Raw genomic sequence first — 25,862 nt, 5'->3', positions numbered from 1 at the left:
ATAAAAAACTGACAAGGTTTTTGCCTTGACAGATGAGAAAAAGTGTAGTAAGATGATAGAGTTGAAAAAGGAAGTAACGCCTTCCCTGCTGCTGGATTTTTACGGACAGACGCTGACGGGCAAGCAGAGGGAAGTGATGGAGCTATATTATAACGAAGATCTTTCTCTCTCGGAAATTGCGGAGAACCAGAGGATTTCCCGCCAGGCAGCGCTGGACAGCATCCGAAGGGCGGAAAAGCATCTGGAGCAGATGGAACAGAAGCTGGGGATGCTGGAGAAATATCGGGTTTGCATGGCGGCGGCGCAGGAAATGGAACGCCTGGCAAAGGGCGCTCAGAGTGAGCGGCAGCTGCTGGAGCAAGTGGAACACATCCGAGCGGTATGGGGGGATAGCTAGTGGCATTTGAAGGGCTGGCAGAAAAACTTCAAAATGTTTTCGATAAACTGACGCGCCGAGGAAAGCTTTCTGAGGCGGATATTAAGGCGGCCATGCGGGAAGTCAAGCTGGCGCTTTTGGAGGCGGATGTCAACTTCCTGGTCGTCAAAAAATTCGTCAAGGCGGTTTCGGAAAAGGCCGTGGGCAGCCAGGTTCTGGAGAGCCTGACGCCAGGGCAGCAGGTGATCAAAATCGTCCGCGACGAGCTGGTGAGCCTGCTGGGCGGGCAGATTTCCGAAGTGAAATTCGCGCCTGCACCGCCGACGGTGATCTTGATGGCCGGCCTTCAGGGCGCGGGCAAGACGACCATGTGCGGCAAGCTTGGCCTGCATTTTAAGAAGCTGGGCAAAAAGCCGATGCTGGTGGCATGCGATATATACAGGCCGGCGGCCATCGATCAGCTCAAAGTTGTGGGCGGGCAGGCGGAAGTTCCGGTATTTGAGATGGGGCAGCAAAACCCATCCAAGATTTACAAAGAAGCGCTGAAGGAATGCAAAAATAAAGGCTGCGATATTCTGATCGTGGATACGGCAGGGCGGCTGCACATCGATGAGCAGATGATGAGCGAGCTGACCGAGCTGCGGAAAACGGCGAACCCGACGGAGGTTTTGCTGGTGATCGATGCGATGACGGGGCAAGACGCCGTCAACGCGGCAAAGGCCTTTAATGAGCAGGTGGAGCTGACGGGCGTGATCCTGACAAAAACGGACGGCGACACCCGGGGCGGTGCGGCGCTGTCGGTCAAAGACGTTACGGGAAAGCCCATCAAGTTTGTGGGCACAGGCGAGAAGCTGACGGATTTGGAGCCGTTCTACCCGGATCGCATGGCCAGCCGCATTTTGGGCATGGGTGACGTGATGAGCCTCATCGAAAAGGCAGAGCAGAATTTCGATGAAAAGCAGGCCCGGGAGCTGGAGCAGAAGATCCGCTCGCAGAAGCTGAATCTGAACGATTTTCTGGAGCAGATGCGGCAGGTTTCCAAGATGGGCTCAATGGAGGATATTTTGGGTATGCTGCCTGGGGGCAGCAAGCTGGCAGGCGCCAGCATCGATGAGAAGCAGTTAAAGCGCACGGAAGCCATCATCACTTCCATGACCAACGCCGAGCGGGAAGAGCCGTCCATCATCAACGGCAGCCGCAGAAAGCGCATTGCCGCCGGCAGCGGCACCAGCGTGCAGGACGTCAACCGGCTGCTTAACCAGTTTGAGCAGATGAAAAAGATGATGAAGATGATGACGGGCAAAGGCAAGAAGCGCAGAAAAGGCATGATGGGCCTGCCGTTTTAGGTGGCCTTCAGATAATTTTAATTTCACGACGTGAAAGAAGAGGAGAAAAATTATGGCAGTAAAGATTAGATTTAAGAGAATGGGCGCAAAGAAGAATCCGTTCTACCGCATTGTTGTGGCAGACAGCAGAAGCCCCAGAGACGGCCGCTTCATCGAGGAGCTGGGCTACTACAACCCCATGAACAAAGAGCTCAAGCTGGACAATGACAAGGCGGCAGAGTGGGTGAAGAAGGGCGCTCAGCCCACGGATACCGTTCGCGCGCTGCTCAAGAAAAACGGCGCGATTCAGTAAGCCTGGAAGGAAACGGCCATGATGTTGGAACTGGTAGAATTTTTGGCGAAATCCCTGGTGGAAGATCCTTCTGCGGTTCGCGTCAGCGAAAAGGAGGAGGGCGACAGCGTCGTCATCGAGCTGAATGTCGCGGAGAGCGATATGGGCAAGGTGATCGGCAAGCAGGGGCGCATCGCCAAGGCCATCCGCACAGTCGTCAAGGCGGCTTCGGCGCGGACGGGCAAAAAATACACTGTGGAGATCGTGTAGTTCATGGATTATTTTGAACTGGGACAAGTGCTGAAGCCCCAAGGCATCCGAGGGGAGATTAAGCTGCGCCCCTACACAGATGATTTAGAGCGCTTCGGCGCTCTTTCTCATGTATTCCTGAAAAATGGGAAGAACTATGAGAAGCGCGGGGTGCAGAGCGCGCGGGTCTATAAGGAATTTGCTTTTCTCAAGCTGGAGGGGACGGAGGACCGCAATGCGGCAGAGCTGCTGCGCGGGAAAAGGCTCTATATTGACCGGGAAAATGCTGTTCCGCTGGAGGAAGGCGCCTGCTATATTGCCGATTTAATCGGCCTTCGCATTTTAGATGAGCAAGGCAATGAGCTGGGCGGGATTCAGGAGATCATGCAGATTGCCGGCGGAGTGGACGTTTACCGGGCTTCTGGCCCCAGGGGCGGCATGATGTTTCCGGCGGCCCCCGGCGTCATCCTGAAAAAGAGCCCGGAGGAGGGCAAAATCGTCGTGGATGCGGCGCGCCTGGCAGAGGTTGTGCTATATGACTAATTTCCATATTCTCACGATTTTTCCCGAAATGTTTGAATCCTTTCTGAGGGCCAGCATTTGCAAGCGCGCGCTGGACGCGGGGCATATCGCAGTTTCTCTGCATAACTTCCGGGATTACACGCTGGACAAGCATAGGAGAGTAGACGATGCGCCTTTTGGCGGCGGGGCCGGGATGCTCATCGCGCCCCAGAGCGTATTTGACTGCTTTGAGGCCATCGAGCAAAACCAGCAGGGAAAGAAGAAAATCAACCTATATCTATCTCCGGCGGGGAAAGTGCTGGACCAAAAGCTGGCGGCGGAGCTGGCGGAGTATGAGGAGATCAACATCCTATGCGGCCATTACGAGGGCGTGGATCAGCGCATCCTGGATGCCAAAATAGACCAGGAGATCTCCATCGGTGATTATGTGCTGACGGGCGGAGAGCTGCCGGCTATGGTGCTGATGGACTGCGTCATGCGGCATGTGCCGGGGGTGCTGGGCAACGAACAAAGTGCAAAGGGAGAATCCTTTTCCTTTGACGGCCTGCTGGAATACCCGCAGTATACCCGGCCGGCAGAGTTCCGCGGGATGCAGACGCCGGAGGTTTTGCTTTCCGGGCATCATGCGAATATCCTGGCATGGCAGAGAAAAAAGGCCATTGAAAAGACGGCGAAAAACAGGCCGGATCTGCTGGAGAAGGCGAACCTGACGCCGGAAGAGCGCAGAGCGCTGGCAAAAGGCGGGCTGGAGGATGAGCTTTAAAATCGCTTGCTGGCGGGAGAAAGGAAGTCTATATTTCGGAGGAGCCTTCCGGCCGGAAGAAGCGGCGGCGAAAAATGCGGAAATTCCAAAAAAATAGGAAAGATGCTTGCAATGGCAAGATGAGGTATGATATAATACCAATGTTTGTATGAGAGGTGGTCCGCTGCCAATAGGGCATGAACGCCGGTAAAAGGAAGGAGGAAGCAAGTATGCAGGATTTAGTGAAATTTGTTGAAGATTCTCAGCTTCGCTCTGATCTACCCGAGCTGGAAATAGGCGATCTTCTCCGTGTGCATCTGAAAATCAAAGAAGGCAACAGAGAAAGAATACAGGTCTTTGAGGGCTATTTAATCGCTAGGCAGGGTGGCGGCGTAAGAGAGACGATCACTGTGCGCCGCGTCAGCTATGGCATCGGCGTCGAGAGAGTGTTGCCTCTGCATTCGCCAAAGATTGACCACATCGAGAAAGTCAGAAGTGGTAAAGTCAGAAGAGCAAAACTCTACTATCTCCGTGATAGAGTCGGCAAGGCCGCAAGAATCAAAGAGAGATAAACTGATAAAAGGGATTGTCCGCGAGGATAATCCCTTTTTTAGAATCTGGATTCGCTGTATAAATTTTAAGAGAGGCTGAGAAGAGGCGCGGCCAAGACGCTGGGAGAATACGTCATATCAGCGACAGAAATTTATGGGAAGGGAAGGTGAAAAAATGCAGATAAAGCAGTTGATGGTGAATATCGACGAATGGATGAAAGAGATATTGGCAGATAATTACGTTGGGGCATATTTTCATGGCTCATTAAGGTTGGGAAGCTTCAACCCGGAGCAATCGGATCTGGATTTCATTATTGTTATAAAGCATAAAATAGATTACAGCACAAAAGAGATGATATGCAATAGGATGCTGGAGAATATTTGCCTGTTTCCCCAAAAAGGCTGTGAGTTTAGCGTCATTTTGGAAGAGCATTGCAAAAATATCGTTCACCCCATTCCTTATGAAATGCATGTATCTGGGAATATTGATAAACAAAATATCATTTTATCTGACGAGGATAAGGCAGATCCGGATCTGGCAAGTCATTTCAATGTCATTAATGTAGAGAACAGGGAATTTGACTTTGGGAAACCTTCCACGGAAGTTTTTTCAAGAGTTCCTAGGGAATATGTGATAGACTCCAATTATCAGGATACGATGAGCTGTGCAAAGGAAATTTTGGACAATCCAGTTTACTGTATTCTTAATTTGTGCAGATTTTATGCAATGATAAAGGAAGGGCTGACATTATCAAAATATGACGGCGGCAAATGGGCGCTGGAAAATATGAATTCGCGCTATCGTGATGTGATTCGGCTGGCGATGGAGGATTACATGGGCAATGCAAACAACCACTATGATGCGGAAGAGCTGAGAGGCTTTGCCCGGGAATCCATAAACTTAATCAACGGTTATTTAGACACGAATAAAATGGGGATATAGATTTATGAAAGAAAAAAATTCGGCCAAAATCAATATCAACTGGTATCCGGGGCACATGACCAAGGCGCGGCGCGCTTTGGAAGAAAAGCTGAAGCAGATTGATATTGTGGCGGAAGTGCTGGATGCCCGGGCGCCGCTTTACACCAAAAACCCGGATTTTGACGATCTCTTTGCGCCCAAGGGAAGGCTTTATCTGCTCAACAAGGAAGATATGGCGGATCCGGCGGTAACAAAGGCATGGGTGCGGTATTTTGAGGGGCAGGGAATTGCGGCGCTGCCTTTTTCGGCGGCAACAGGCAATCCCAGGCAGCTGCAGGCCAAGCTGGAGGCATTCGGCCAGCCTTTTTTGGAGCGCGCCGCAGAGCGCGGCATGAATAAGACGTTGCGCCTGCTGGTCTGCGGGATCCCGAACGTGGGCAAATCGGCCATTTTGAACCGCATGATTGGGGAAAAGCGCTTGAAGGAGGGCAATAAGCCGGGGGTAACCAGAGGGCTTTCCTGGGTGCGGCTGACGCCCTATTTGGAGCTGATGGATTCACCCGGGATGCTCTGGCCCAAAATCCAGGATGAGAAGGCCGGGGCGGCCATTGCGCTGCTGGGCAGTGTGCGGCAGGAAATTCTGGATGAAGAGCAGATGGCGTTTTATCTGGTGGACATGCTGCGGGAGGCGCAGCCGGAGCTATTGATACAGCGCTATCAGCTGGAGGAGCTGGCGGAGGACCCTTGGGATGTTTTGGGGCAGATTTGCAGGAGAAGAGGCTTTTTGGTGCGCGGCGGGGAGTACGATTATGAGCGCGGCGCAAAAACGCTGCTGGAGGAATTTCGCAATGGCAAGCTCGGGCGGTTTTCCTTGCAGGCTCCGCCGCAGGAATAGGCGGGCGGGGGAACTGGCGCTGGAACGGTGAGGATGGCAGATGGATCGGGAATTTTACCAGTTGGAATTGGAATATGCGCAAAAAGGGCAGAGGATTGCCGGGGCAGACGAAGCGGGCAGAGGGCCGCTGGCAGGGCCGGTTGTGGCGGCAGCCTGCATCATGCCCGCGGATTTTTTCATCGAAGGGATCGACGATTCTAAAAAGCTCACGCCAAAAAAGCGGGATGTGCTCTATGATCAAATTATGGAAAGGGCGGTTTGCTATGGCGTTGGGGTGGTAGATGTGGAAGAGATTGAGCGGGTGAACATCCTGAACGCCGCCCGCCATGCCTTTGAGCAGGCAATCGGCCAGCTGGAGGAGCCTTTTGCGCTCTACACGGATTATATTACCGGGCTTTCTTTGCCCTATCCCTATCAGGCCATCAAAAAAGGCGATGCGAAAGTCTATTCCATCGCAGCGGCATCTATCATCGCCAAGGTAACGCGGGATCGGATAATGCAGGAATATGACAAGAAATATCCGGGATATGGCTTTGCGGCGCACAAGGGATATGGCACAAAGGCGCATATTCAGGCGATCCGAGATCTGGGGCCCTGCCCGATTCACCGCATGAGCTTTTTAGGAGGGATTCTGGGTGCAAGATAACTATAAAAAGCGGCTGGGGCGACAGGGGGAGGAACTGGCGGCGCTTTTCCTGCAAAGGCAGGGAATGAAGATCTTGTGTCGAAATTATACAATAAGGGGCGGCGAGCTGGATATCGTCGCGCTGGATGGGCAGACCTATGTTTTCTGCGAGGTGAAAACGCGCACCAGCCAGAGATTTGGCGTGGGGGTCGAAGCGATTGATAGGAAGAAGCAGCAGGCGCTGCTGCGCACGGCCCAGGTTTATGCCGCCAGGCAGGGAATCCTGGAAAAGCCCATGCGCTTTGATATTATCGATATTCTTTTGGACAAAGATGGGAAACATAAACTAAGCTATATCAAAAATGCAGAGCTCTGCATATGACGGAGAGACAAGGAATGCGGGCGAGAAGAAAATTTTTTACGACTTTGATTTTGACGGTGCTACTGCTCATTTTGCCTTTTACGATGGCGCAGGCCGGCGGGGAATTCTCCTGGGAGGGAGACTTGCCGCAGGGATGGGCAGTCTTTACAAACGCGGGGGAGCTCTCGCAGTTCGAAGGATCGGACTGGGCCAAGCTAAGGCTGAAAGAGCAGGGGCATCTTCTGCTGGCAAAGCGGGTGGATTTAAAGCCGGAGACGACTTACCGCATTACCGCGGATATTTGGGCAGACAATGCGGAAGGCGGCGCGGGGATCAACCTCAATTTCTACGGGCAGATCGCACAGACGGATGCCGTTTACACGACCGGCCAGCAATGGAAAAAGATAAGCCTATACGTCAAAACGAATGTGGACGACGTGCAGGAATATATCTTAAGAGTCGGCCTGGGATCTGAAGATGCGCCCAGCAAGGGGACGGTCTATATCTCGGCAGTCAATATTCAGGAGCTTGGCGAACAGCCGGCAGACGAGACGGTTTACCAGCTCATCGGCTCGCTGGGAGCGGGAGTGGATTTGCAGGCCGGCGATATCATCGGGAACCTGGCGGAGAAAGAGGCAGAGCCCGTCTATTCCGCGAAAAACTTCAATTATAATAAGATAGGAACGGCGCTTTTTGCGGTGATAGTCATGCTGGCGGCGTATTTTTTGCTTTCCGGAAGAGCTGGCGCGCGCATCGGGGAATACTGCCGCAGGAATTTTGCCGTGATTCTTTTGGTGGCCGTGGCGATTCTATACCGCGTTGCCATTGCAAAAGCCGAGCCGGGGCATGGCTCGGATATGCGCTGTTTTAAAGGATGGGCGATTTCCGCTTATGAGGGCGGGCTGGCGAACTTCTACACCAGCGGCCAGTTCGCGGATTACCCGCCGGCGTATATTTACGTTCTTTATGTGATCGGCTGGCTCAAAGATCTATTGGGGCTGGCATATGATTCTGCCGCCTTTACACTGCTCACGCGCCTGCCTGCCATTTTGGCGGATATTGCGCTGGGCTATGTGGTTTACCGCATTGCGGGCAAACACATTGGCAAAAATCTGGCCGCCGCCGCGGGAGCGCTGATGCTCTTCTCTCCGCTCCTGATTCTCAATTCCGCCGCCTGGGGGCAGGTGGACAGCATTTTTTTGCTGCCGCTGATCGGCTGTATCTACTATTTGCAGCAAAAGCGGCATATTCTGGCCAGCGCATACTGGATGCTGGCGCTGCTGCTCAAGCCGCAGGCGCTTTTGGTTGCGCCGCTCATTGGAGTGGTCGTCCTGCTGGATCTGTTTGGAACCAGGGGGGAATGGAAGAAAAAAGCGGGAAGAGTTTTGGGCTGCATTGCAGCTATGAGCGCGGTCTACCTCGCTTTGGCGCTGCCTATGATGGGGGAGCAGGATGCGCTCTATGCCATCCGGCGCTGTCTGAACACGGCTGGTTCCTATGATTATGCCTCTATGAACGCCTTCAATTTCTGCGCTTTGTTGGGGGGCAATTTTGTCTCGCAGAGCGCGATGATCTTTGGGGTTTCCTTTAGGACGCTGGGGATCTCGGGCATCGTCCTCACAATTTTGTTGACCGCTTTCCTCTATTGGAGGCGCAGAGAGCGGGAAAATCTGTTTTTGCTTTCGGCAATTCTGCTGGGAGGGATTTTCACCTTCGGGCATATGATGCACGAGCGCTATATCATTCTGGCGATTGGCCTGGCGCTTTTGGCCGCACTGCAAAAGGATAACCGGCGGCTTTTGCTTTCTGCCGCGGTGTTTTGCATGATCGGATTTCTGAATATCTATCTGGTACTGCAATTTGGCGCGGACCGGGTTTACGACTGGCTGATACGCCTGCTTTCGCTGGCAGAAGTGGCGGGATATCTCTGGTTTGTGGCAGAGGGTATTGCCCAGATCTGGACGGGCAAACGCATCCCGCTGGCGCCTGTGCAGGAGGTTTTCACGCCACTGCCCGAGCGCAAGATGGAGGATGCCCAGCGCAGGCTGGAGGCCGAGCCGGATCCGGCGCGCAAAATGAAAAAGAAAGACTATCTGCTCATGCTGGCGATTACGGCGGTTTATGCTGTTGCCGCATTGACGAATTTGGGGAGCCATGTGATTCCGGCGCGGACGGCCGCTTTGCCGACCAAAAATTGCGAGATTCTGCTGGAGCTTGGGGAGCAGGATTATATTGAGACGCTCAAATACTACGCCGGCTATGGGCAGGGCGATATGCGCATCTATACTTCCATGGATGGAGAAGCGTTTACGGAGATCGCTAAGGGCACTGTCTCGCATCGGTACCGCAATATGTTCCGCTGGCAGATCGTCGATATCGGCCAGCAGGCGAAGTATATTCTCATCGTCAAAGAGCAGGGCCTGGAGATGGAGATCCGCGAGATTGGCCTGATGGACGAGGCGGATGAGTTAATTGCCATAACCTCGGCAGTTCTTCGGGAAGGGGAGAGCGAGCAGGAGGCGGCCTATCTCATCGACGAGCAGGATCAGGTGCCTGTAACCACGAGCTATATGGTGGATATGTATTTCGACGAGATCTACCATGCCCGGACGGCATATGAATATCTGGAAGGGTATACGCCCTACGAGATCACGCACCCGCCGCTGGGCAAGGCGATCATCACGCTGGGCATCCGGATGTTTGGCTTTAACCCGTTTGGATGGCGCTTTATGGGAGCGGTATTTGGCATTGCCATGCTGCCGCTGCTCTATGTTTTTGCCAAGCACATTTTTGGACGCACGCGCTATGCCGCCATTGCGGCGCTGCTTTTTGCGGCAGACAATATGCATTTTTCGCTCACGCGCATCTCGACCATTGACAGCTACAGCATTTTCTTCATCATCGCGATGTATTTCTTCATGTATGAATATATGCAGAAGAATTTCAACCGGGAAAAGCTCTGGAAAACGCTGATCCCGCTGGGGCTTTGCGGCATTTTCTTTGCGCTGGGCGCGGCGACAAAGTGGCTCTGCCTTTATTCCGCGGTTGGGCTTTGTGTGCTCTTTTTCTACACGGTGTTTCAGAGAGTGCAGGAATACCGATACGCCAAACAGAAGGAACAGCAGGAGATTACAAAGCCTTTTGCAAAAAAGCTGGTCTTGACGCTGCTCTTCTGCGTCGTGGTTTTCCTGATCATTCCGGCGCTGGTTTACTGTGCCTCCTACCAGCCTTATGCCAGCGCGGCAGGCGGGGACTATGGCCTGAAGGAAATTTGGGAAAACCAGAAATATATGCTAAACTATCATAGTAATCTGGATCCGGATACCGTGCACGCATACTCCTCTGCGGCGTATACCTGGCCGCTCTGCATTCGCCCGGTGTTCTTCTTCTGGGCGCAGAATGCCGCGCCTGGGATGGAAGGCGTGCTCTGGTGCATGGGCAACCCCATTCTTTGGTGGGGCGGGATTGCGGCGGTGCTCTATTTGCTAGGCCGCGGAAAAAAAGATTCGCAGAAAGACCGAGCCATGCCGCTTGTGATCATCGCGGCGCTCACGGGCTTTGCACCCTGGCTCTTTATTACAAGAGAAGTATTTATCTACCATTATTTTGCAGTTGTGCCGTTTTTGATCTTGCTGATCGTCTATGCCATTCGGCATTTGGATCAGCAGGGCAAATGGGCAAAGGGCATTGGCATTGCGTTTGTGGCGCTTTGCGTTCTGGCGTTTGCGGCGTTTTATCCTGCCAATACGGGGATGGTCGTCCCGCAGGCGTGGCTGGAGGCGATTCGCTGGCTGCCCACCTGGCCGATGTAGCGGAGAAGAGCATGAAAGTAGGAAAAAAAGAACTCTGGCAGCTTTTGAAATTCTGGCTTTGCACGCAGATTGCGGTGGTGGCCGATGCGGGCAGCTTTGCGGTGATGTATGCGCTGGCCCCGGCTTACTATATGCTTTGCAAGGCGCTTTCCTATTGCATCGGCGCGGTCGTCAGCTATTTTACCAACCGGCGTTTCACCTTTCAGACGACGCAAAGCCAGAGGGGCATCATCTGGAAGTTTACCGTGGTCAACCTGGTTTCCATGGGGGTATCGCTGGGGGCGATGGGAATCATGAGCAAAAATTTTGGCATTCCCGTCTGGCTTTCCTACATTCTTTCCGGTTTTTTTTCCTTTATCACCAATTTCCTGGGCAACCGGCTCTGGGTATTTCACGAATAGGAGGGGGATAGATGCTTGCAACTGTAAAAAGCTATGGGCTGGCCGGGCTGGCTGGATTCCCCGTGATGGTGGAAGTGGACTGCTCGCCGGGGCTTCCGCACTGGGAGGCAGTCGGCCTGCCGGATGCCGCCGTCAAAGAGAGCAGGGAGCGCGTGCGCGCGGCGCTGAAGAATTCCGGGTTCACGTATCCGCAGGGCAGGATTGTCGTCAATCTGGCCCCGGCGGATTTGCGCAAAGAAGGGCCGATTTATGATTTAGCCATTGCCGTTGGGACGCTGGCAGCCAGCGGGCAGACAGAGCTTCGGGAGTTCTCCGGGGCTACTTTTATTGGGGAGCTTTCGCTGGACGGGCAGATTCGCCCGGTCAACGGGATTTTGCCTATGGCGATAGACGCACGGCAGAGGGGCATCCGGACGATGGTCGTCCCGCGGGAAAATGCGGTGGAGGCGGCATATGTCGAGGGGCTGCGCGTGCTGGGCGTTGGCACGCTGACCGAACTGACCGAGATTTTGGAAGGAACGGTTTCGGCGGAATTTGCGCGGCCTGCCAAGTTTGGCAAGAAGCAGGGCAGGAGAGAGGGCGTGGATTTCCGCGAGATTAAGGGGCAGCAAAACGCCAAGCGGGCGATGGAGATTGCCGCCGCAGGCGGGCACAACGCGCTGCTGATCGGGCCGCCTGGCTCGGGAAAAACCATGCTTGCTCGGGCGCTTCCCACGATTCTGCCGGATCTCACCTTTGAGGAGGCGCTGGAGGTAACAAAAATCCACTCTGTCGCGGGAGAACTGCGGGAGAGCGGCATTCTCTGCGAGCGGCCGTACCGCAGCCCGCACCATTCGGCCTCGACTGCCGCGCTGACTGGCGGCGGGACGCGGGCGAGGCCGGGAGAGGTGAGCCTGGCGCATGGCGGCGTTCTGTTTCTGGACGAGCTGCCCGAGTTCCGCCGGGAGGCGCTGGAAGCACTGCGCCAGCCTATCGAAGATGGGTTTGTATCCGTGGCGCGGGTGAATGCAAAAGTGGAATATCCGGCGCGGTTTATGCTGGTCGCATCCATGAACCCCTGCCCTTGCGGCAACTACGGCGATCCCGAGCGGCCCTGCACCTGCACGCCCTACCAGATTTCCAGATATCTTGCCCGCATCAGCGGGCCGCTTTTGGACCGCATCGATCTGCATGTAGAGGTTGCGCGGCCCAAATATGAGGAACTGCATACGGCCCCGGCACCGGAAGATTCGCAGGCGGTTCGCCGGAGAGTCAATGCGGCGCGGGCACTGCAAAAGGAGCGCCTGGCCGGAAGCAGCATTTTTTCCAACAGCCAGTTATTTGGAGAGGCTTTTGAGCGGCACTGCGCGATAGGAAAGCAGGCAAGCGAGCTGCTCAAAGCGGCGTTTACGGCGCTGAACATGAGCGCGCGGTCGTATAAGCGCATCTTGATGGTTGCGCGCACCATTGCAGATCTTGCCGGGGAGCAGAGCATCCGCGAGGAGCATATTGCCGAGGCAATTCAATACCGCACGATGGATCGCAAATATTGGGGAGGAGGGGCATGATGCTGGGCGGTTATGAGTTTTACTGGTATTGGCTGGCCAGCACGCCGCGCTTTGGCGCCAAGCGGATTTTGGCTTTGGCCGGCCAGGAGCTGGATTTTGCGGAGCTTTTCGAGCGGGCAGCGCGGGGAAGAAGCTTAGAAGTTTTTGGGCTCTCGCCGAACATGGCAAAGAGCCTGAAGGATCGGGCAAACCGGGAGCTTTTGGAGCAGGAACTGGAGGAATTGGAGCGGGCCGGGATTGGCCTCTGCACGATGATAAGCCCGGGCTACCCCAAGCTTTTAAAGGAGATTGCCGCTCCGCCGGCTATGCTCTACTATAGGGGAAACCTGGATGTGCTGGGAGAGCGGGCGCTGGCAGTTGTGGGAAGCAGAGAGGCATCCCGCAAGGGCGTGGCAAACATCCGCCAGATTTCCCGGGAACTGGCTGAGGCGGGCGTGTGCATCGTCTCTGGCATGGCCCGCGGCATCGATTCGGCGGCGCATCGGGGCGCGCTGGAGGCAGAGGGCGGCAGGACGATCGCCGTGCTGGGCTGCGGCGTCGACGTCGTATACCCAAGAGAGAATGAAGATATTTACGAGCAGATTTGCCAGAGAGGCGCGGTGATCAGCGAATATAAGCCGGGCACGACGCCGCTTCCGGGAAACTTCCCTGTGCGCAACCGCATCATGAGCGGCATGGTGCCGGGTGTTCTGGTTGGCGACGGCAGGGCCAAAAGCGGCGCGCAGATCACGGTGCGGCTGGCGGCAGAAGAGGGGCGAGATATTTTCGCGCTACCCACCGAGGCGATGAACCCGCTCTATGAACTGCCCAATCTGCTCATCGCGGATGGCGCGTATGTTTGTCTTGGCAGTAACGATATTTTGAATTTTTATGGCTGGGAGGCTTCAAAAGCGCCCAAAGGCCAGATTTCCGCGCCTGTGGGGCTTGATTTTTTAGAAGGGGAACTGTATAATCTGCTTTTGAAAGGCGAAATGGAGATAGAGCAGATTGCAGACAGCCTGGGCAAACGGCCGCAGGAGCTCTCTCTGGCTTTGATGAAATTGGAGCTGAAGGGGCTTGTGGTTCGGTTGGCAGGAAATAGATATGCCATAGCGCAAGGATAAGATAGAAGAAAAGAAGGCGGGCGTGCTGGCCTGCCGGGGAGAGGGATTTTGGCGAGAACAAAGTTACAAGAAAACGAGACGGCGGTTTCCGCGGCCAAAACTGCGGCGAAAAAAGCGCCGGCCAGGGCGGCAGGCGCCGGGAAAACAACTGCAAAGAAGGCGCCCGCCAAAAAGAAGGCGGCAAAGCCCAAAAAAGCGGCGGCCAAAACTGCTGGAAAGCGTGCCGAGAGCAAAGAGCCTTATAACCTGGTGATTGTGGAGTCGCCGGCCAAGGCAAAAACGATTGAGAAGTTTTTGGGCGAGGGCTTTAAGGTGACAGCGAGCAACGGGCACCTCATCGATTTGCCCAAGAGCAAAATCGGCGTGGATATTGAGAATAATTTTGAGCCGCAGTATATCGTCATCCGGGGGCGCACGCCGCTTTTGAACGACCTGAAAAAGCAGGCAAATGCCGCGCAGACGGTTTACCTCGCTACCGACCCGGACCGGGAGGGCGAGGCGATTTCCTGGCATATTGCCAATGCGATCGATCCGGATAAGGATGTTCGGCGCATCGAGTTTAACGAGATTACAAAGGCGGCGGTTACCGGGGCGATTCAAAACCCCAGGGAGATCGATCTGCACCGCGTCAACGCACAGCAGGCGCGGCGCGTGCTGGATCGGCTGGTGGGCTACAAGCTTTCGCCGCTGCTTTGGCAAAAGGTTCGCCGGGGGCTTTCGGCGGGGCGCGTGCAGTCGGTTACGGTGCGGCTGATTGTGGATCGGGAAAATGAGATCCGAGATTTTGTGCCTCAGGAATATTGGACGATCACGGCTCTGCTGACGGATATGCAGGGGAACAACCAGTTTGAAGCCGCTTTTTACGGAAAGGCGGGAAAAAAGCTGGTTCCGGCCAGCCAGCAGGAGACGCAGGAAATTTTAGACGCAATCAAAGGAAAGGACTTCCTGATTGCGAACGCGAAAAAAGGAACCAAACAGCGCAGGCCTTTCGCGCCTTTTACGACCAGCACCTTGCAGCAGGATGCGGCCAGAAAGCTGGGCTTTACGACCAAGCGCACCATGGCAGTTGCCCAGGGGCTCTATGAGGGTGTGAAGCTGAGCGAGAGCGAGACGGTTGGCCTGATCACCTATATGCGTACAGATTCCACCCGCATCGCCATTGAAGCCCAGCAGGCGGCAAAAGAGCAGATTATAAAGCAGTATGGGGCGGAATATGCGCCGGAGAAGTTCAACATCTATGCCGGGCGCAAGAACGCGCAGGATGCGCACGAGGCGATTCGGCCGACTTATATTCACCGCACGCCCGCCAGCATCAAGGATAAGCTGACGGCGGATCAGTATAAGCTCTATAACCTGATTTACTCGCGCTTTTTGGCCAGCCAGATGACGCCGGCTCGGTATGAGAATATGTCTTACGAGCTGGAAGTGGAGGGATACCAATTCCGGGCGACTTTCTCCAAGATGGTATTCAACGGTTTTCGGGCCGCTTATGACACCCAGGTTGAAGAGGATGAAAGCCAGAACAAAACCATGCCGCCCATGGGCAAGGGAGAGCGTTGCGAGCCGGTTAAAATCGACCCCAAGCAGAATTTCACCTCTCCGCCGCCGCGCTATACCGAGGCCAGCCTGGTCAAGACGCTGGAAGAGCTGGGCATCGGCCGGCCTTCCACCTATGCGCCCACGATCTCGACGATCCTCGACCGCGAATACGTCAAAAAAGAGAAGCGCGCGCTTTTGCCGACAGAGCTTGGCGAGATCGTTACGGATCTCATGAAGAAGAATTTCCCGGATATCGTCGATATTCAGTTTACGGCGGATATGGAAGAGAAGCTGGATACCGTCGAGAGCGAGGGCAAGGACTGGAAGGGCATCGTCGGCGATTTCTACGGCCCCTTTGAAAAGGAGCTGGAAAAGGCCGAACAAAGCGTGGAACACGTTAAAATTCCGGATCGCCCGGCGGGCATCATCTGCGAGTTTTGCGGCGCGGAGATGGTCTATAAAAGCGGCCGGTTCGGCGAGTTTATCGCCTGCCCGAATTATCCGACCTGCAAAAACACCAAGGCCATCAAGAACACCATCAAAACGCCCTGCCCCAAATGCGGGGGAACGGTGGTGCAGAAGCGCTCGAAAAAGGGCAGGATCTTCTATGGCTGCGACAATTACCCAAACTGCGATTTCGTCTCCTGGGATATGCCGGTGGAGGAGAAGTGCCCGGTTTGCGGGAGCTATATGGTCTTAAAGCGCGGTCGGGGGACTTATAAGAAATGCGGCAATGAGAATTGCCCGAGCAACCAGAAGAAGGGCAAAGGGCAGACAAAAGATGAAGCATAAAATTCATGTGATTGGCGCGGGCCTTGCGGGATGCGAGGCGGCGCACCAGATCGCCCGGCGGGGCATCGCCGTGGAGCTATATGAGATGAAGCCGGAGCGTTATACTCCGGCTCATCGCTATCCGGGGTTTGCGGAGTTAGTCTGCTCAAACTCTCTGCGGGCGGATCGGCTGGAGAACGCCGTCGGCCTGCTCAAAGAGGAGATGCGGCTGCTGGATTCGCTGATCATGGAGGCGGCGGATAGGACGCGCGTCCCGGCAGGCGGGGCGCTGGCCGTGGATCGCACGGCATTTTCCGACTATATTACGAGTAAGATAAAAAAGAACCCGAGAATTACACTGCATGAGGGGGAAGTGGCCAGCCTGGAAGGGCTGGAGGGCATCATCATTGTGGCCAGCGGCCCGCTGACCTCGGAGGCGCTTTCCCAGGAGATTGCGGATAAAATTGGCGGAGAGCGGCTGCACTTTTTCGATGCGGCGGCGCCTATCGTCATGGGAGACAGCTTGGACTATGAGAAGGTGTTTGCGGCTTCCCGGTATGGGAAAGGGACGGATGACTATTTAAACTGCCCCATGACAAAAGAGGAATACCAGGGCTTTTACCAGGCGCTGATTTCCGCGGAATGCGCACAGCTGCATGGGTTTGAAGGCCAGGAGGTTTTCGAGGGGTGCATGCCTGTGGAAGTGATGGCAAAGCGGGGCGAGCAGACGCTGCTCTTTGGGCCGCTCAAGCCCGTCGGCCTGACGGCACCGGACGGCACCCGGCCGTATGCCGTTGTACAGCTGAGAAAAGAGGATGAGGCTGGGCGCATGTATAACCTGGTCGGCTTCCAGACGCACCTGAAATTTGGCGAACAGAAGCGGGTTTTCTCCATGATCCCGGGGCTGGAACAGGCGGAGTTTGCGCGGTTTGGCGTGATGCACCAGAACACCTACCTCAACTCCCCTAAACTTTTGGATGCATTTTACCGCCTGCGGGCAGATGAAAACCTCTTCTTTGCCGGGCAGATGACGGGCGTAGAGGGGTACGTGGAATCGGCGGCCAGCGGGCTTTACGCGGGGCTGGCGGCGGCATTTCAGGCAGAGGGGCGGCAGATGCCAGCTCTTTCGGGGAAAACGGCGATGGGGGCGCTGGCGCGGTATATCAGCAGCAGCCCTTCGGCAGATTTTCAGCCCATGAACATCACGTTTGGCATCATCGACCCGCCGGAGCAGCGGTTCCGCAAAAAGGCAGAGAAAAATACCTATCTCTCTCAGCGCGCGCTGGAGGAAGTGCGCGGATGGGCAGAGGGGCTGGCGAAATAGGAGAAGATAACAATGGGATTATTTGAGGCGACGACAATCGTCGGGATTCGCAAAGACGGCAAATGCGCGCTGGCCGGGGATGGCCAGGTAACGATGGGAGAGCACACCGTGATGAAGCATCACGCCAAAAAGGTGCGCAGGCTATACGACGGCAAGGTGGTCGTGGGCTTTGCGGGCTCTGTGGCGGATGCGTTTACGCTTTCCGAGCGCTTTGAGGCGAAGCTGGAGCAATACGGCGGCAGCCTTTCCCGGGCGGCCGTGGAGCTGGCGCAGGAATGGCGCAGTGATAAGATGATGAGAAAACTGGAGGCCATGCTCATTGCGGCGGATAAGGATGAGATGCTGCTGGTTTCGGGGACAGGGGAAGTGATCGAGCCGGACGAAGGCGTTCTGGCTATCGGTTCGGGCGGCAACTTCGCCTATGCCGCGGCGACGGCGCTGGTGCGCAACACGGATTTGCCCGCGGCAGAGGTGGCAAAAAAGGCCATGGAGATCGCCTCGGAGATCTGCGTCTATACCAACGGCAATATCACCATTGAGGAGGTTTAGGCATGATCGCATTGACACCAAGAGAGATTGTAGAGCAGCTAGATAAATACATCATTGGGCAGGGGGAGGCAAAGAAGGCAGTTGCCATCGCACTGCGCAACCGCTACCGCAGAAGCCGGCTTTCCCCGGAAATGCGGGAAGAGATCACGCCCAAGAATATCATCATGTCCGGCCCGACGGGCGTGGGCAAGACCGAGATTGCCCGGCGGCTGGCAAAGCTGGTGAATGCGCCGTTTATCAAAGTCGAGGCGACAAAGTTCACGGAAGTGGGCTATGTGGGCAGGGACGTGGAGAGCATCGTGCGGGATCTTGTGGAGGAATCCATTCGGATTGTGAAAAAGGACCGCAGAGAGAGCGTGCAGGAAAAGGCGGCGGCCAACGCGCAGGAGCGGCTGCTGGATTTGCTGCTGGCAGATGGAAAGGCCGCGCCCCAGCCGCAAAACCCCTTCCAGATGCTGCTGGGCGGCCCCAAAGCGCCGGCAGAGCCTGCAGAGACCGAAGAACAGCGCGCCCAGCGCATGAGCCGCCGGGAGGAGACGGCCTACCGCTTAAAAGCCGGACAGCTGGATGAGACGGTTGTGGAGATCGAAGTGGAGGACAGCGGCGGCATTGGCATTGAAATCGCTGGGATGGGCACGGAGATCAACATGGGAGAGATGTTTTCTGGCATTCTGCCCAAAAAGACCAAGACGCGCAAGCTTCCCATCCGGGAGGCGCGCAAGATCTTGGAGGCCGAAGAGGCAGATAAGCTCATCGATATGGACGAAGTAACCAGCACGGCTATCGAGCGGGCGGAGCAGGACGGCATCGTCTTCCTGGATGAGATCGACAAGATTGCGGGCAAGACCATGGGCTCCGGCCCGGATATTTCCAGGGAGGGCGTACAGCGCGATATTCTGCCCATCGTGGAAGGCAGCACAGTTGTAACCAAATACGGCCCGGTCAAGACGGATTTCATGCTGTTCATTGCGGCCGGGGCGTTCCACGTCTCCAAAATATCCGATCTGATCCCAGAGCTTCAGGGGCGCTTCCCGATTCACGTGGAGCTCAAGGCTCTGCGCCGGGAGGATTTCGTCAAGATTCTTTCCCAGACTGAAAACGCGATCACCAAGCAATATGCGGCGCTGCTCTCGGCAGACGGTGTCAACCTGAGCTTTACGGCAGATGCCCTGGAGGAGATTGCGGCCTATGCAGAGCAGGCCAACGCTTCGCTGGAAAATATCGGCGCCCGGCGCCTTCATACGATTGTGGAGAATATGCTGGAGGATATTTCCTTTAACGCGGGAGATGTGTTCCCGCCGGTGGAAGTGGAAGTCAACGGAGAATATGTAAAGGAGCACATTGGAAAAGAGCTCAAAGAGGGCAATATTTCCAAGTTTATCTTATAATGGCATTAGAAGTTGAGCGCGTGCAAAAGGGAAGCATTGCAGAGCAGCTGGGCATCCAGCCGGGCGATGTTATCACGCATATGGGGGGAGAGGTTTTGCGGGACTGCATCGATTCCATGTATTTCGAGGCAGAGGCAAAGCTGCTCCTTTCCGTGCGCAAAAAAGACGGCAGTGTTTTTGAGGCGGAGATCGAGAAAGAGGAGTATGAGCCGCTGGGCATCGAGTTTGTGGGCGACGGGCTGGGAAAGAGCCGGGGATGCGCAAACCACTGCGTTTTCTGCTTCGTGGATCAGCTGCCAAAAGGGATGCGGCAGACGCTCTATTTCAAAGACGATGATTGGCGCATGAGCTTTATCATGGGCAACTACATCACGCTGACCAACGTTTCGGATGCGGAGTTTGAACGCATTCTGGCACGCAAGACCTCGCCGCTCTATATTTCCGTGCACGCGACGGACGACGATCTGCGTTCCTATCTCATCGGCCAGGAGCGCGCCCGGGGCATTATGCAAAGGCTGACGCGGCTCAAAGATGCGGGCATCTGCTTCAACTGCCAGGTCGTCTGCTGCCCGGGGCTCAACGATGGAAAAGTGCTGGAAAAGACCATCTCGGATCTGGCGGGGCTATACCCGGCCTGCGAATCTTTGGCCATCGTTCCCTTGGGGCTGACGGGGCACCGGGAAGGGCTGGCGCAGCTGACGCCCATGGATCGGGATTCCGCCCGGGGCGTTTTGCAGATTGCGGAGAGATGGCAGCAGAAGATGCTGGAGGAGCAGGGGACGCGCTTTGTCTTTTGCTCGGACGAGCTGTATATCCGGGCGGAGATGGAACTGCCGCCCTATGAGGCTTATGAGGAGTTCGCCCAGATGGAGGACGGCGTGGGCATGGTGCGCAACTTCCTCTGGGAAGTGCAGGATGCGCTGGAGGATTTCCGGGGCAAGGCGAAGCTGCGGGAAGTCTCGGTTGCCACGGGAGTGGATGCGGCGCAGTTTTTGCGCACGGCGGCGGAGATGTGCCAGGAGAAGCTGGGCGTGAAAATCCATGTATATCCCATTTTGAACGATTTCTTCGGGCACAGCATCACTGTAACCGGGCTGCTCACAGGCAGAGACATCATCCGACAGCTCGAGGGCAAGGAGCTGGGCGAGCGGCTGGTGCTTTCGGCCACAATGCTGCGGGATCGGGAAGACGTCTTTTTAGACGACATGAGTTTTGCGGAATTTTGTGATATACTAAAAGTGCCCTGCATCAAAAACGCAGATGGATATGAGTTCGTCCGGGCGGTTGCAGGCAGCGAAGCATAAGGAGAAAGTTTATGGCAAAACCACTGGTCGCCATTGTCGGCCGGCCAAACGTCGGCAAATCGACCTTTTTTAACCGAATCTGCAAGCGGCGGGTGGCGATTGTAGAGAATATTCCCGGGGTAACGCGGGATCGCATTTTTGAAGATGCCGAGTGGCTCAATTACAGCTTCACGATGGTGGATACCGGCGGCATCGAGCCCAAAAGCGAAGATGTTATCCTAAAGCAAATGCGGCTTCAGGCGGAGCTGGCCATGGAGGCGGCGGACGTCATCCTGTTTTTTGTGGACGCAAAAGAGGGGCTGGTGGCCGCGGATTTTGAAGTGGCCGAGATGCTGCGCCGGACAAAGAAGCCGGTGATCGTCGTGGTAAACAAAGTGGAGACGCAGACGGACGAAGAGGCCGTCTACGATTTTTATCAGCTGGGTATTGGCGAGGTGTTTGCCGTCTCCTCCTCCCAGGGGCTCGGGCTGGGCGATCTGCTGGATGAGGTCGTCTCACACTTTGGGGAAGCAGGGGCGGATCAAGAGGAGGAAGAGGCCTGCTATGTCGCCTTCGTGGGCAAGCCCAATGTGGGCAAATCCTCCATTACCAACAAGATTTTAGGGCAGGAGCGCAGCATCGTCAGCGATATTCCCGGGACGACTCGGGATGCTATCGACTCGGTCTTCTATCGGGGCGGCAAAAAATATGTGCTGACGGACACGGCGGGTATGCGCAAAAAGGCGCGCATCGAGGATGAATCCATCGAGCGGTACAGCGTCATCCGCTCGCTGGCCAGCGTGCGCCGGGCGAATGTGGTCGTCGTGATGATCGATGCGAATGAAGGGATTACCGAGCAGGACGTCAAGATTGCGGGATATGTGCACGACGAGGGCAAGGCTGTGATCATCGCCGTCAATAAATGGGACGCCATCGAGAAGGATACCTACACCATCGAGAGCTATAATAAGAAGATTGCCACAGAGCTTTCCTTCATGACGTATGCGCCGAGAATCTATATTTCGGCCAAGACCGGGCAGCGGGTTGACAAGCTCTTTGATTTGGTGGACCGGGTTTATGAAAACGCCCAGCGCCGCATCTCCACAGGGCTTTTGAATGACTGTCTGCGCGATGCAGTTACGGCGGTGGAGCCGCCCTCGGATAAGGGCAGGCGGCTGAAGATTTTCTACGGCTCGCAGGTGGCCGCGGCGCCGCCGACGTTCGTGCTGTTCGTCAATTCCAAGCCGCTGATGCATTTCTCCTATCAGCGCTATCTGGAAAACTTTTTCCGCAAATCCTTCGATTTTTCCGGCACGCCCATCCGCATTCTCATCCGGGAGCGGGGAGAGGAAAAAGGGGTTTAGCTTGCAATTTGCGCTGGCTGCTGTATAATGAAAGCGCATGACTTTAGTTTTGGAGTAGCTCTATGGATATTTTGGTATATCTGGCGGTGGCCGTTGGCGCATATCTGATCGGAAGCCTTTCCTCTGCCATTATCATCTCAAACGGCGTCAAGAAAAAGGATATCCGCGACTATGGAAGCGGCAATGCCGGCGCGACAAACATGCTGCGCACTTTCGGCTGGCTTTCCGGCCTGCTGACTTTCCTATTCGATGCGGCAAAAGGCACGCTCTGCGCATGGCTGGGCTGGCTGGCCGCGGGCGATATGGGGATGCATATCGCGGCGGTTTGCGTGGTGCTCGGGCATAACTGGCCGCTTTACTATGGCTTTCGCGGCGGCAAGGGAATTGCGACGATGTTTGGCGCATTTCTCTTTATGTTTCCGCAGACTGCGCTTTTGCTGGCGCTGGGCATCGTGGCTCTGATTGCAATTACGCGCATCGTTTCGCTCTCGACGCTGCTGGGCGTAACCATTGCGGCGGCGATTGTGATTTGCAGGGAGCCGAGTAATCTGCCGCTGGTCATCAACTATGCGGCTTTCTGGGTACTGGCTATGGTGCGGCACCGGGGCAATATTGAGCGCCTGCTAAAGGGCGAGGAGAGAAAGCTCAGTTTCGGATCCAAAAAGAAGAAAACCAGTGAGGAATAAAAAAGCGCCAATCGGCGCTTTTTTATTTTTACTGGGCTCTGCATCAAAGCCGGCTTTTGTTTTCCTTATTTTCGAGGACACGCTGGGGCATCCTATCTTGGCAGATGGCTCCGCTGTTTTCTCTCCTGCCCATCTCTGCGGAGAAAACTTCCCATCATCTATAAATTTCAAGCGAACATGAGCCATCCTCGAAGAAGGATTCGATTTCATATTTGAGGGGGCCTTCCTCATAGATTTCGCCGTACATCTCGCTTAAATTCTCTGTCTGCCCAGCATAAGTTTTCCAGCCTGAATCCGGAAGTTCCACTTCCTTATAGACACAATCAGGGTATTTCTCTCTCAGCTTGTCCATATCGAATTTGAGAGGGTGATCGGTTGTTCCAAGCACATATTCGATGGAATGCTCCCTCCAGCCAAAGCCGAGCCCTTTGATATTTTCCCTGCCATAGAGAGAAGAAACCCAATCCCAGTATTCCCCGATGTCTGTATACTGGACTGCATTCTCCGTAGAGAATACTCTTGAAATGCCGCAAAACCTCATAGCTCCTCCTCATAATCTTTTTGATAATCATAGCATATTTTCTTTGCGATGTTGATACCTTTTGGCAATGCAAAAGGCGAGGTTTTGCGGGGCGGCGGACTGGCTGCCGGAGGCATCGTCTGAGACCATTTGCCGGCCTGCGCAGGGTTTGGAAAGGGCAAGAGAAACAGGAGAGCAGAGAAATCTCTCAAAAGCATGATAATAATCGCAAAATCTCCCGCATATATTACAACAGTTAATATGGAGGAGGTTTTCTATGGAGAATTTCAACGTTTATCAAGATATAGAAGCCAGAACAAACGGAGAGATCTACATAGGCGTTGTGGGGCCGGTACGAACGGGGAAGTCTACCTTTATCACGAAGATGATGGAGCTGCTTGTCCTGCCAAACATCAGCGATGAGAATGAGAAAGTACGGGTTACCGACGAACTACCTCAGAGCGGCGCCGGCCGGAGCATTATGACCACACAGCCGAGGTTCGTCCCGGGAGAGGCCATCGAGATCAGCCTGGACGACAAGGCCAAGATGCATGTGCGCATGGTGGACTGCGTCGGTTATCTGATTCCGGGCGCCATTGGCCAGGATGAGGACGATGCTCCCCGGATGGTCAAGACGCCGTGGTTTGATCACGATATCCCCTTTGAGCAGGCGGCGGAGATCGGGACGCAGAAGGTAATCGACGAGCATGCGACAGTCGGCATCGTCATGACGACGGACGGCAGCATCACGGATCTGCCCAGAGAGGCATATGTCGAGGCGGAGGAGCGGGCGGTGAGCGAGCTGCAAAAGATCGGCAAGCCGTTTATCATCGTGCTCAACTCGGCCAATCCCGAGACTTCTGCCGCGGAAGAGCTGCGCGAACAGCTTCAGGAGAAATACGGCGTTTCGGTTGCGCTGATTAACGCGCTGAATTTGCAGAGAGAGGATATTTCCACGCTTCTTTCCGAGCTGCTCTATGAATTCCCGATTCGGCAGATCAATTATCACATTTCCAGCTGGCTCTGCTCGATGGCGCCGGATCACTGGCTGCTTTCGGATGTGCTGGAAAAGCTTGGGGCGGCCAGCGAAGGCGCTGCGGCGATGAAGGATTTTGCCGCGCTTACCGTGCCTTTTGAGGACGCGGACTATGTGGATAAAATCGCCATTCAGGATATTCAGCTGGGCGATGGGCAGATCAATATTGAGCTGGAAGTGAAGCGGGATCTGTTCTACCAGATTTTGGGCGAGGAATGCGGCCAGGAGATCAAAGACGACAGCCATTTGGTGGAAGTGGTCAAGGCGCTGGTCGGCGCAAAACAGCAGTATGACAAGATTGAAAGCGCGATGCACGAGGTTCAGAGCAGGGGCTACGGCGTTGTGCAGCCGGTGCTTTCCGAGATGCGGCTGGAAAAGCCCGAGCTCATGCAGCAGGGCAATAAGTTTGGCGTGCGCCTGAGAGCCAGCGCCCCCAGTATGCACCTGGTTCAGGTGGACGTCGAGACGGAAGTCAGCCCGATTGTGGGAACCGAAGAGCAGAGCCAGGATTTTCTCAACCATCTGCTGGAGGAATACGACAAGGGCGAGGCCATTTGGCAGACGGATATTTTCGGCAAATCGCTCTATGACATTATCCGGGAAGGGCTTTCCGGGAAAATGGGCAACCTGCCTGAGGATGCCAGGGAAAAGATGCAGGAGACGCTCTCCCGCATGGTCAACGAGGGAGACGGCGGTATGCTCTGCATTCTGCTCTAAGAGGAAAGCGAAAAGGAAGGCTTCGGCCTTCTTTTTTGCTGCGGAAAAAACAGGGCAGAAAAAGGTGGCACAGGAAGCTGAAACATGATAGGATAAAATTACCCGATACAAAACGGCTGCGGGGCAGGCAATTTTGAAGCCGGCACATGCTGGGAGGCGCCCAAAGGCTCTGCGACGGCGCGGCTGGCAGAAAAAGCCGTTGACAAAGCGGATTGTTTTGTGTAAGATAATAGGGTAGCCGCACGAGAAGGGTTGAAAATCCCGCTGGGGTACCTCATCGGCGAGACTGGTAAGAGGAGGAAGCTTAACATGTACGCAATCGTGAAAACAGGCGGAAAGCAGTATAAGGCGGAGATTGGCAGATTTATCGACGTCGAGAAGCTGAACGCACAGGTTGGCGAGGAAGTCAGCTTTGATGCCCTGATGGTCGTAGACGGCGAGAAGGCACAGGTTGGCGCACCGGTTGTGGAAGGCGTGAAGGTCGTCGGCAAGGTGATCGCGCAGGATAAGGCAAAGAAACTGATTGTCTTCAAGTTCCATAACAAGACTGGCTACCGCAAGAAGCAGGGCCACAGACAGCCCTATACGAGAGTCGAGATTGTCTCGATTGGCTAAAAAAGAGTGATTACCGGGTAAAAGTGAGGTGGAATAGCAATGGCACATAAGAAAGGTATGGGAAGCACGAAGAACGGCCGTGACAGCGCTTCCAAGCGTCTGGGCGTCAAGAGAAGCGATGGCCAGGCTGTGCTGGCTGGCAACATCCTGGTTCGCCAGAGAGGCACGAAGATTTATCCCGGCGTGAATGTGGGCAAAGGAAGCGATGATACGCTGTTTGCCTTGCAGGACGGCGTCGTGAAATTTGAGCGCAAGGGCAGAGACAAGAAGCAGGTCAGCGTCTACGCGCAGTAAAGGAAAGCAGAAAATGCCATTTTTGCACAAGCAAAGATGGCATTTTTGATCTG

27 protein-coding genes are annotated in these 25,862 nt (G+C 55.0%); 25 read left to right on the top strand and 2 right to left on the bottom strand.

The window, feature by feature from the left end:
• The first annotated feature begins 52 nt into the window (after positions 1-52).
• The 22 genes from ylxM (at position 53) to plsY (ending at position 22,627) form a co-directional block, all read left to right on the top strand.
• A complete protein-coding gene (gene ylxM / locus AALG83_04330) occupies positions 53-397 on the top strand; it encodes a YlxM family DNA-binding protein (protein MEY8382379.1) in 345 nt (114 codons plus the stop codon).
• Positions 397-1,722: a signal recognition particle protein gene (gene ffh / locus AALG83_04325; GenBank protein MEY8382378.1), complete on the top strand. Its 1,326-nt coding sequence runs from the start codon at positions 397-399 to the stop codon at positions 1,720-1,722. The genes ylxM and ffh overlap by 1 nt, the downstream gene beginning before the upstream one ends.
• Before the next feature lie 52 nt (positions 1,723-1,774).
• Complete coding sequence (gene rpsP, locus AALG83_04320) at positions 1,775-2,014, top strand: 30S ribosomal protein S16 (GenBank protein MEY8382377.1); 240 nt, start codon at positions 1,775-1,777, stop codon at positions 2,012-2,014.
• A 21-nt stretch (positions 2,015-2,035) separates the two neighbouring features.
• On the top strand, positions 2,036-2,263 hold the full coding sequence (locus AALG83_04315) for a KH domain-containing protein (GenBank protein MEY8382376.1): 228 nt from the start codon (positions 2,036-2,038) through the stop codon (positions 2,261-2,263).
• Between the two features lie 3 nt (positions 2,264-2,266).
• The gene (gene rimM, locus AALG83_04310) at positions 2,267-2,785 is read left to right on the top strand and encodes a ribosome maturation factor RimM (protein ID MEY8382375.1); all 519 of its coding nucleotides are present in this window, start codon (positions 2,267-2,269) and stop codon (positions 2,783-2,785) included.
• Positions 2,748-3,527: a tRNA (guanosine(37)-N1)-methyltransferase TrmD gene (gene trmD, locus AALG83_04305; protein MEY8382374.1), complete on the top strand. Its 780-nt coding sequence runs from the start codon at positions 2,748-2,750 to the stop codon at positions 3,525-3,527. Before rimM ends, trmD begins: the two co-directional genes overlap by 38 nt.
• 209 nt (positions 3,528-3,736) lie before the next feature.
• Positions 3,737-4,078, top strand: coding sequence for a 50S ribosomal protein L19 (gene rplS / locus AALG83_04300; GenBank protein ID MEY8382373.1), 342 nt, complete (start codon positions 3,737-3,739; stop codon positions 4,076-4,078).
• 133 nt (positions 4,079-4,211) lie between these two features.
• Entirely contained in the window at positions 4,212-5,000 is a 789-nt protein-coding gene (locus AALG83_04295; protein ID MEY8382372.1) for a DUF4111 domain-containing protein, read from the top strand.
• Positions 5,001-5,004: 4 nt separating this feature from the next.
• On the top strand, positions 5,005-5,874 hold the full coding sequence (gene ylqF / locus AALG83_04290) for a ribosome biogenesis GTPase YlqF (protein ID MEY8382371.1): 870 nt from the start codon (positions 5,005-5,007) through the stop codon (positions 5,872-5,874).
• A 40-nt stretch (positions 5,875-5,914) separates the two neighbouring features.
• Complete coding sequence (locus tag AALG83_04285; GenBank protein ID MEY8382370.1) at positions 5,915-6,520, top strand: ribonuclease HII; 606 nt, start codon at positions 5,915-5,917, stop codon at positions 6,518-6,520.
• On the top strand, positions 6,510-6,881 hold the full coding sequence (locus AALG83_04280; GenBank protein MEY8382369.1) for a YraN family protein: 372 nt from the start codon (positions 6,510-6,512) through the stop codon (positions 6,879-6,881). Before AALG83_04285 ends, AALG83_04280 begins: the two co-directional genes overlap by 11 nt.
• Positions 6,878-10,672 carry a phospholipid carrier-dependent glycosyltransferase gene (locus AALG83_04275; protein ID MEY8382368.1) on the top strand — a complete coding sequence of 1,265 codons (3,795 nt, stop codon included), beginning with the start codon at positions 6,878-6,880 and terminating at the stop codon, positions 10,670-10,672. Before AALG83_04280 ends, AALG83_04275 begins: the two co-directional genes overlap by 4 nt.
• Positions 10,673-10,683: 11 nt before the next feature.
• Positions 10,684-11,073 carry a GtrA family protein gene (locus tag AALG83_04270; GenBank protein ID MEY8382367.1) on the top strand — a complete coding sequence of 130 codons (390 nt, stop codon included), beginning with the start codon at positions 10,684-10,686 and terminating at the stop codon, positions 11,071-11,073.
• Between the two features lie 11 nt (positions 11,074-11,084).
• On the top strand, positions 11,085-12,620 hold the full coding sequence (locus AALG83_04265) for a YifB family Mg chelatase-like AAA ATPase (protein MEY8382366.1): 1,536 nt from the start codon (positions 11,085-11,087) through the stop codon (positions 12,618-12,620).
• Entirely contained in the window at positions 12,617-13,723 is a 1,107-nt protein-coding gene (dprA, locus tag AALG83_04260; GenBank protein ID MEY8382365.1) for a DNA-processing protein DprA, read from the top strand. The genes AALG83_04265 and dprA overlap by 4 nt, the downstream gene beginning before the upstream one ends.
• 246 nt (positions 13,724-13,969) lie before the next feature.
• A complete protein-coding gene (topA, locus tag AALG83_04255; GenBank protein ID MEY8382364.1) occupies positions 13,970-16,054 on the top strand; it encodes a type I DNA topoisomerase in 2,085 nt (694 codons plus the stop codon).
• Positions 16,044-17,357, top strand: coding sequence for a methylenetetrahydrofolate--tRNA-(uracil(54)-C(5))-methyltransferase (FADH(2)-oxidizing) TrmFO (gene trmFO, locus AALG83_04250; GenBank protein MEY8382363.1), 1,314 nt, complete (start codon positions 16,044-16,046; stop codon positions 17,355-17,357). Before topA ends, trmFO begins: the two co-directional genes overlap by 11 nt.
• 12 nt (positions 17,358-17,369) lie before the next feature.
• The gene (gene hslV / locus AALG83_04245) at positions 17,370-17,906 is read left to right on the top strand and encodes an ATP-dependent protease subunit HslV (protein ID MEY8382362.1); all 537 of its coding nucleotides are present in this window, start codon (positions 17,370-17,372) and stop codon (positions 17,904-17,906) included.
• 2 nt (positions 17,907-17,908) lie between these two features.
• A complete protein-coding gene (gene hslU / locus AALG83_04240; GenBank protein ID MEY8382361.1) occupies positions 17,909-19,294 on the top strand; it encodes an ATP-dependent protease ATPase subunit HslU in 1,386 nt (461 codons plus the stop codon).
• The gene (locus tag AALG83_04235; GenBank protein MEY8382360.1) at positions 19,294-20,598 is read left to right on the top strand and encodes a DUF512 domain-containing protein; all 1,305 of its coding nucleotides are present in this window, start codon (positions 19,294-19,296) and stop codon (positions 20,596-20,598) included. Before hslU ends, AALG83_04235 begins: the two co-directional genes overlap by 1 nt.
• A gap of 11 nt (positions 20,599-20,609) precedes the next feature.
• The gene (gene der / locus AALG83_04230) at positions 20,610-21,941 is read left to right on the top strand and encodes a ribosome biogenesis GTPase Der (protein MEY8382359.1); all 1,332 of its coding nucleotides are present in this window, start codon (positions 20,610-20,612) and stop codon (positions 21,939-21,941) included.
• A gap of 62 nt (positions 21,942-22,003) precedes the next feature.
• A complete protein-coding gene (plsY, locus tag AALG83_04225; protein ID MEY8382358.1) occupies positions 22,004-22,627 on the top strand; it encodes a glycerol-3-phosphate 1-O-acyltransferase PlsY in 624 nt (207 codons plus the stop codon).
• 154 nt (positions 22,628-22,781) lie between these two features.
• Here plsY and AALG83_04220 read toward each other — a convergent pair whose 3' ends face one another.
• Positions 22,782-23,168 (bottom strand): hypothetical protein, encoded by a 387-nt coding sequence (locus AALG83_04220; protein MEY8382357.1) that lies wholly within the window; start codon positions 23,166-23,168, stop codon positions 22,782-22,784.
• Positions 23,165-23,365, bottom strand: a complete 201-nt coding sequence (locus tag AALG83_04215) for a hypothetical protein (protein MEY8382356.1) — start codon at positions 23,363-23,365, stop codon at positions 23,165-23,167. The genes AALG83_04220 and AALG83_04215 overlap by 4 nt, the downstream gene beginning before the upstream one ends.
• Positions 23,366-23,424: 59 nt before the next feature.
• On the opposite strand from AALG83_04215, the gene spoIVA reads away from it, so the two are divergent.
• The 3 genes from spoIVA (at position 23,425) to rpmA (ending at position 25,809) form a co-directional block, all read left to right on the top strand.
• On the top strand, positions 23,425-24,900 hold the full coding sequence (spoIVA, locus tag AALG83_04210) for a stage IV sporulation protein A (protein MEY8382355.1): 1,476 nt from the start codon (positions 23,425-23,427) through the stop codon (positions 24,898-24,900).
• Between the two features lie 309 nt (positions 24,901-25,209).
• A complete protein-coding gene (rplU, locus tag AALG83_04205; GenBank protein ID MEY8382354.1) occupies positions 25,210-25,515 on the top strand; it encodes a 50S ribosomal protein L21 in 306 nt (101 codons plus the stop codon).
• A gap of 39 nt (positions 25,516-25,554) precedes the next feature.
• On the top strand, positions 25,555-25,809 hold the full coding sequence (gene rpmA / locus AALG83_04200) for a 50S ribosomal protein L27 (protein ID MEY8382353.1): 255 nt from the start codon (positions 25,555-25,557) through the stop codon (positions 25,807-25,809).
• The last annotated feature ends 53 nt before the right edge of the window (positions 25,810-25,862 follow it).

Source organism: Christensenellaceae bacterium 44-20 (assembly GCA_041223705.1).
GTDB lineage: Bacteria > Bacillota > Clostridia > Christensenellales > Christensenellaceae > QANA01.
The sequence above is the reverse complement of the archived record's forward strand: the minus strand, read 5'-3'. Positions and strand labels throughout refer to the sequence as shown.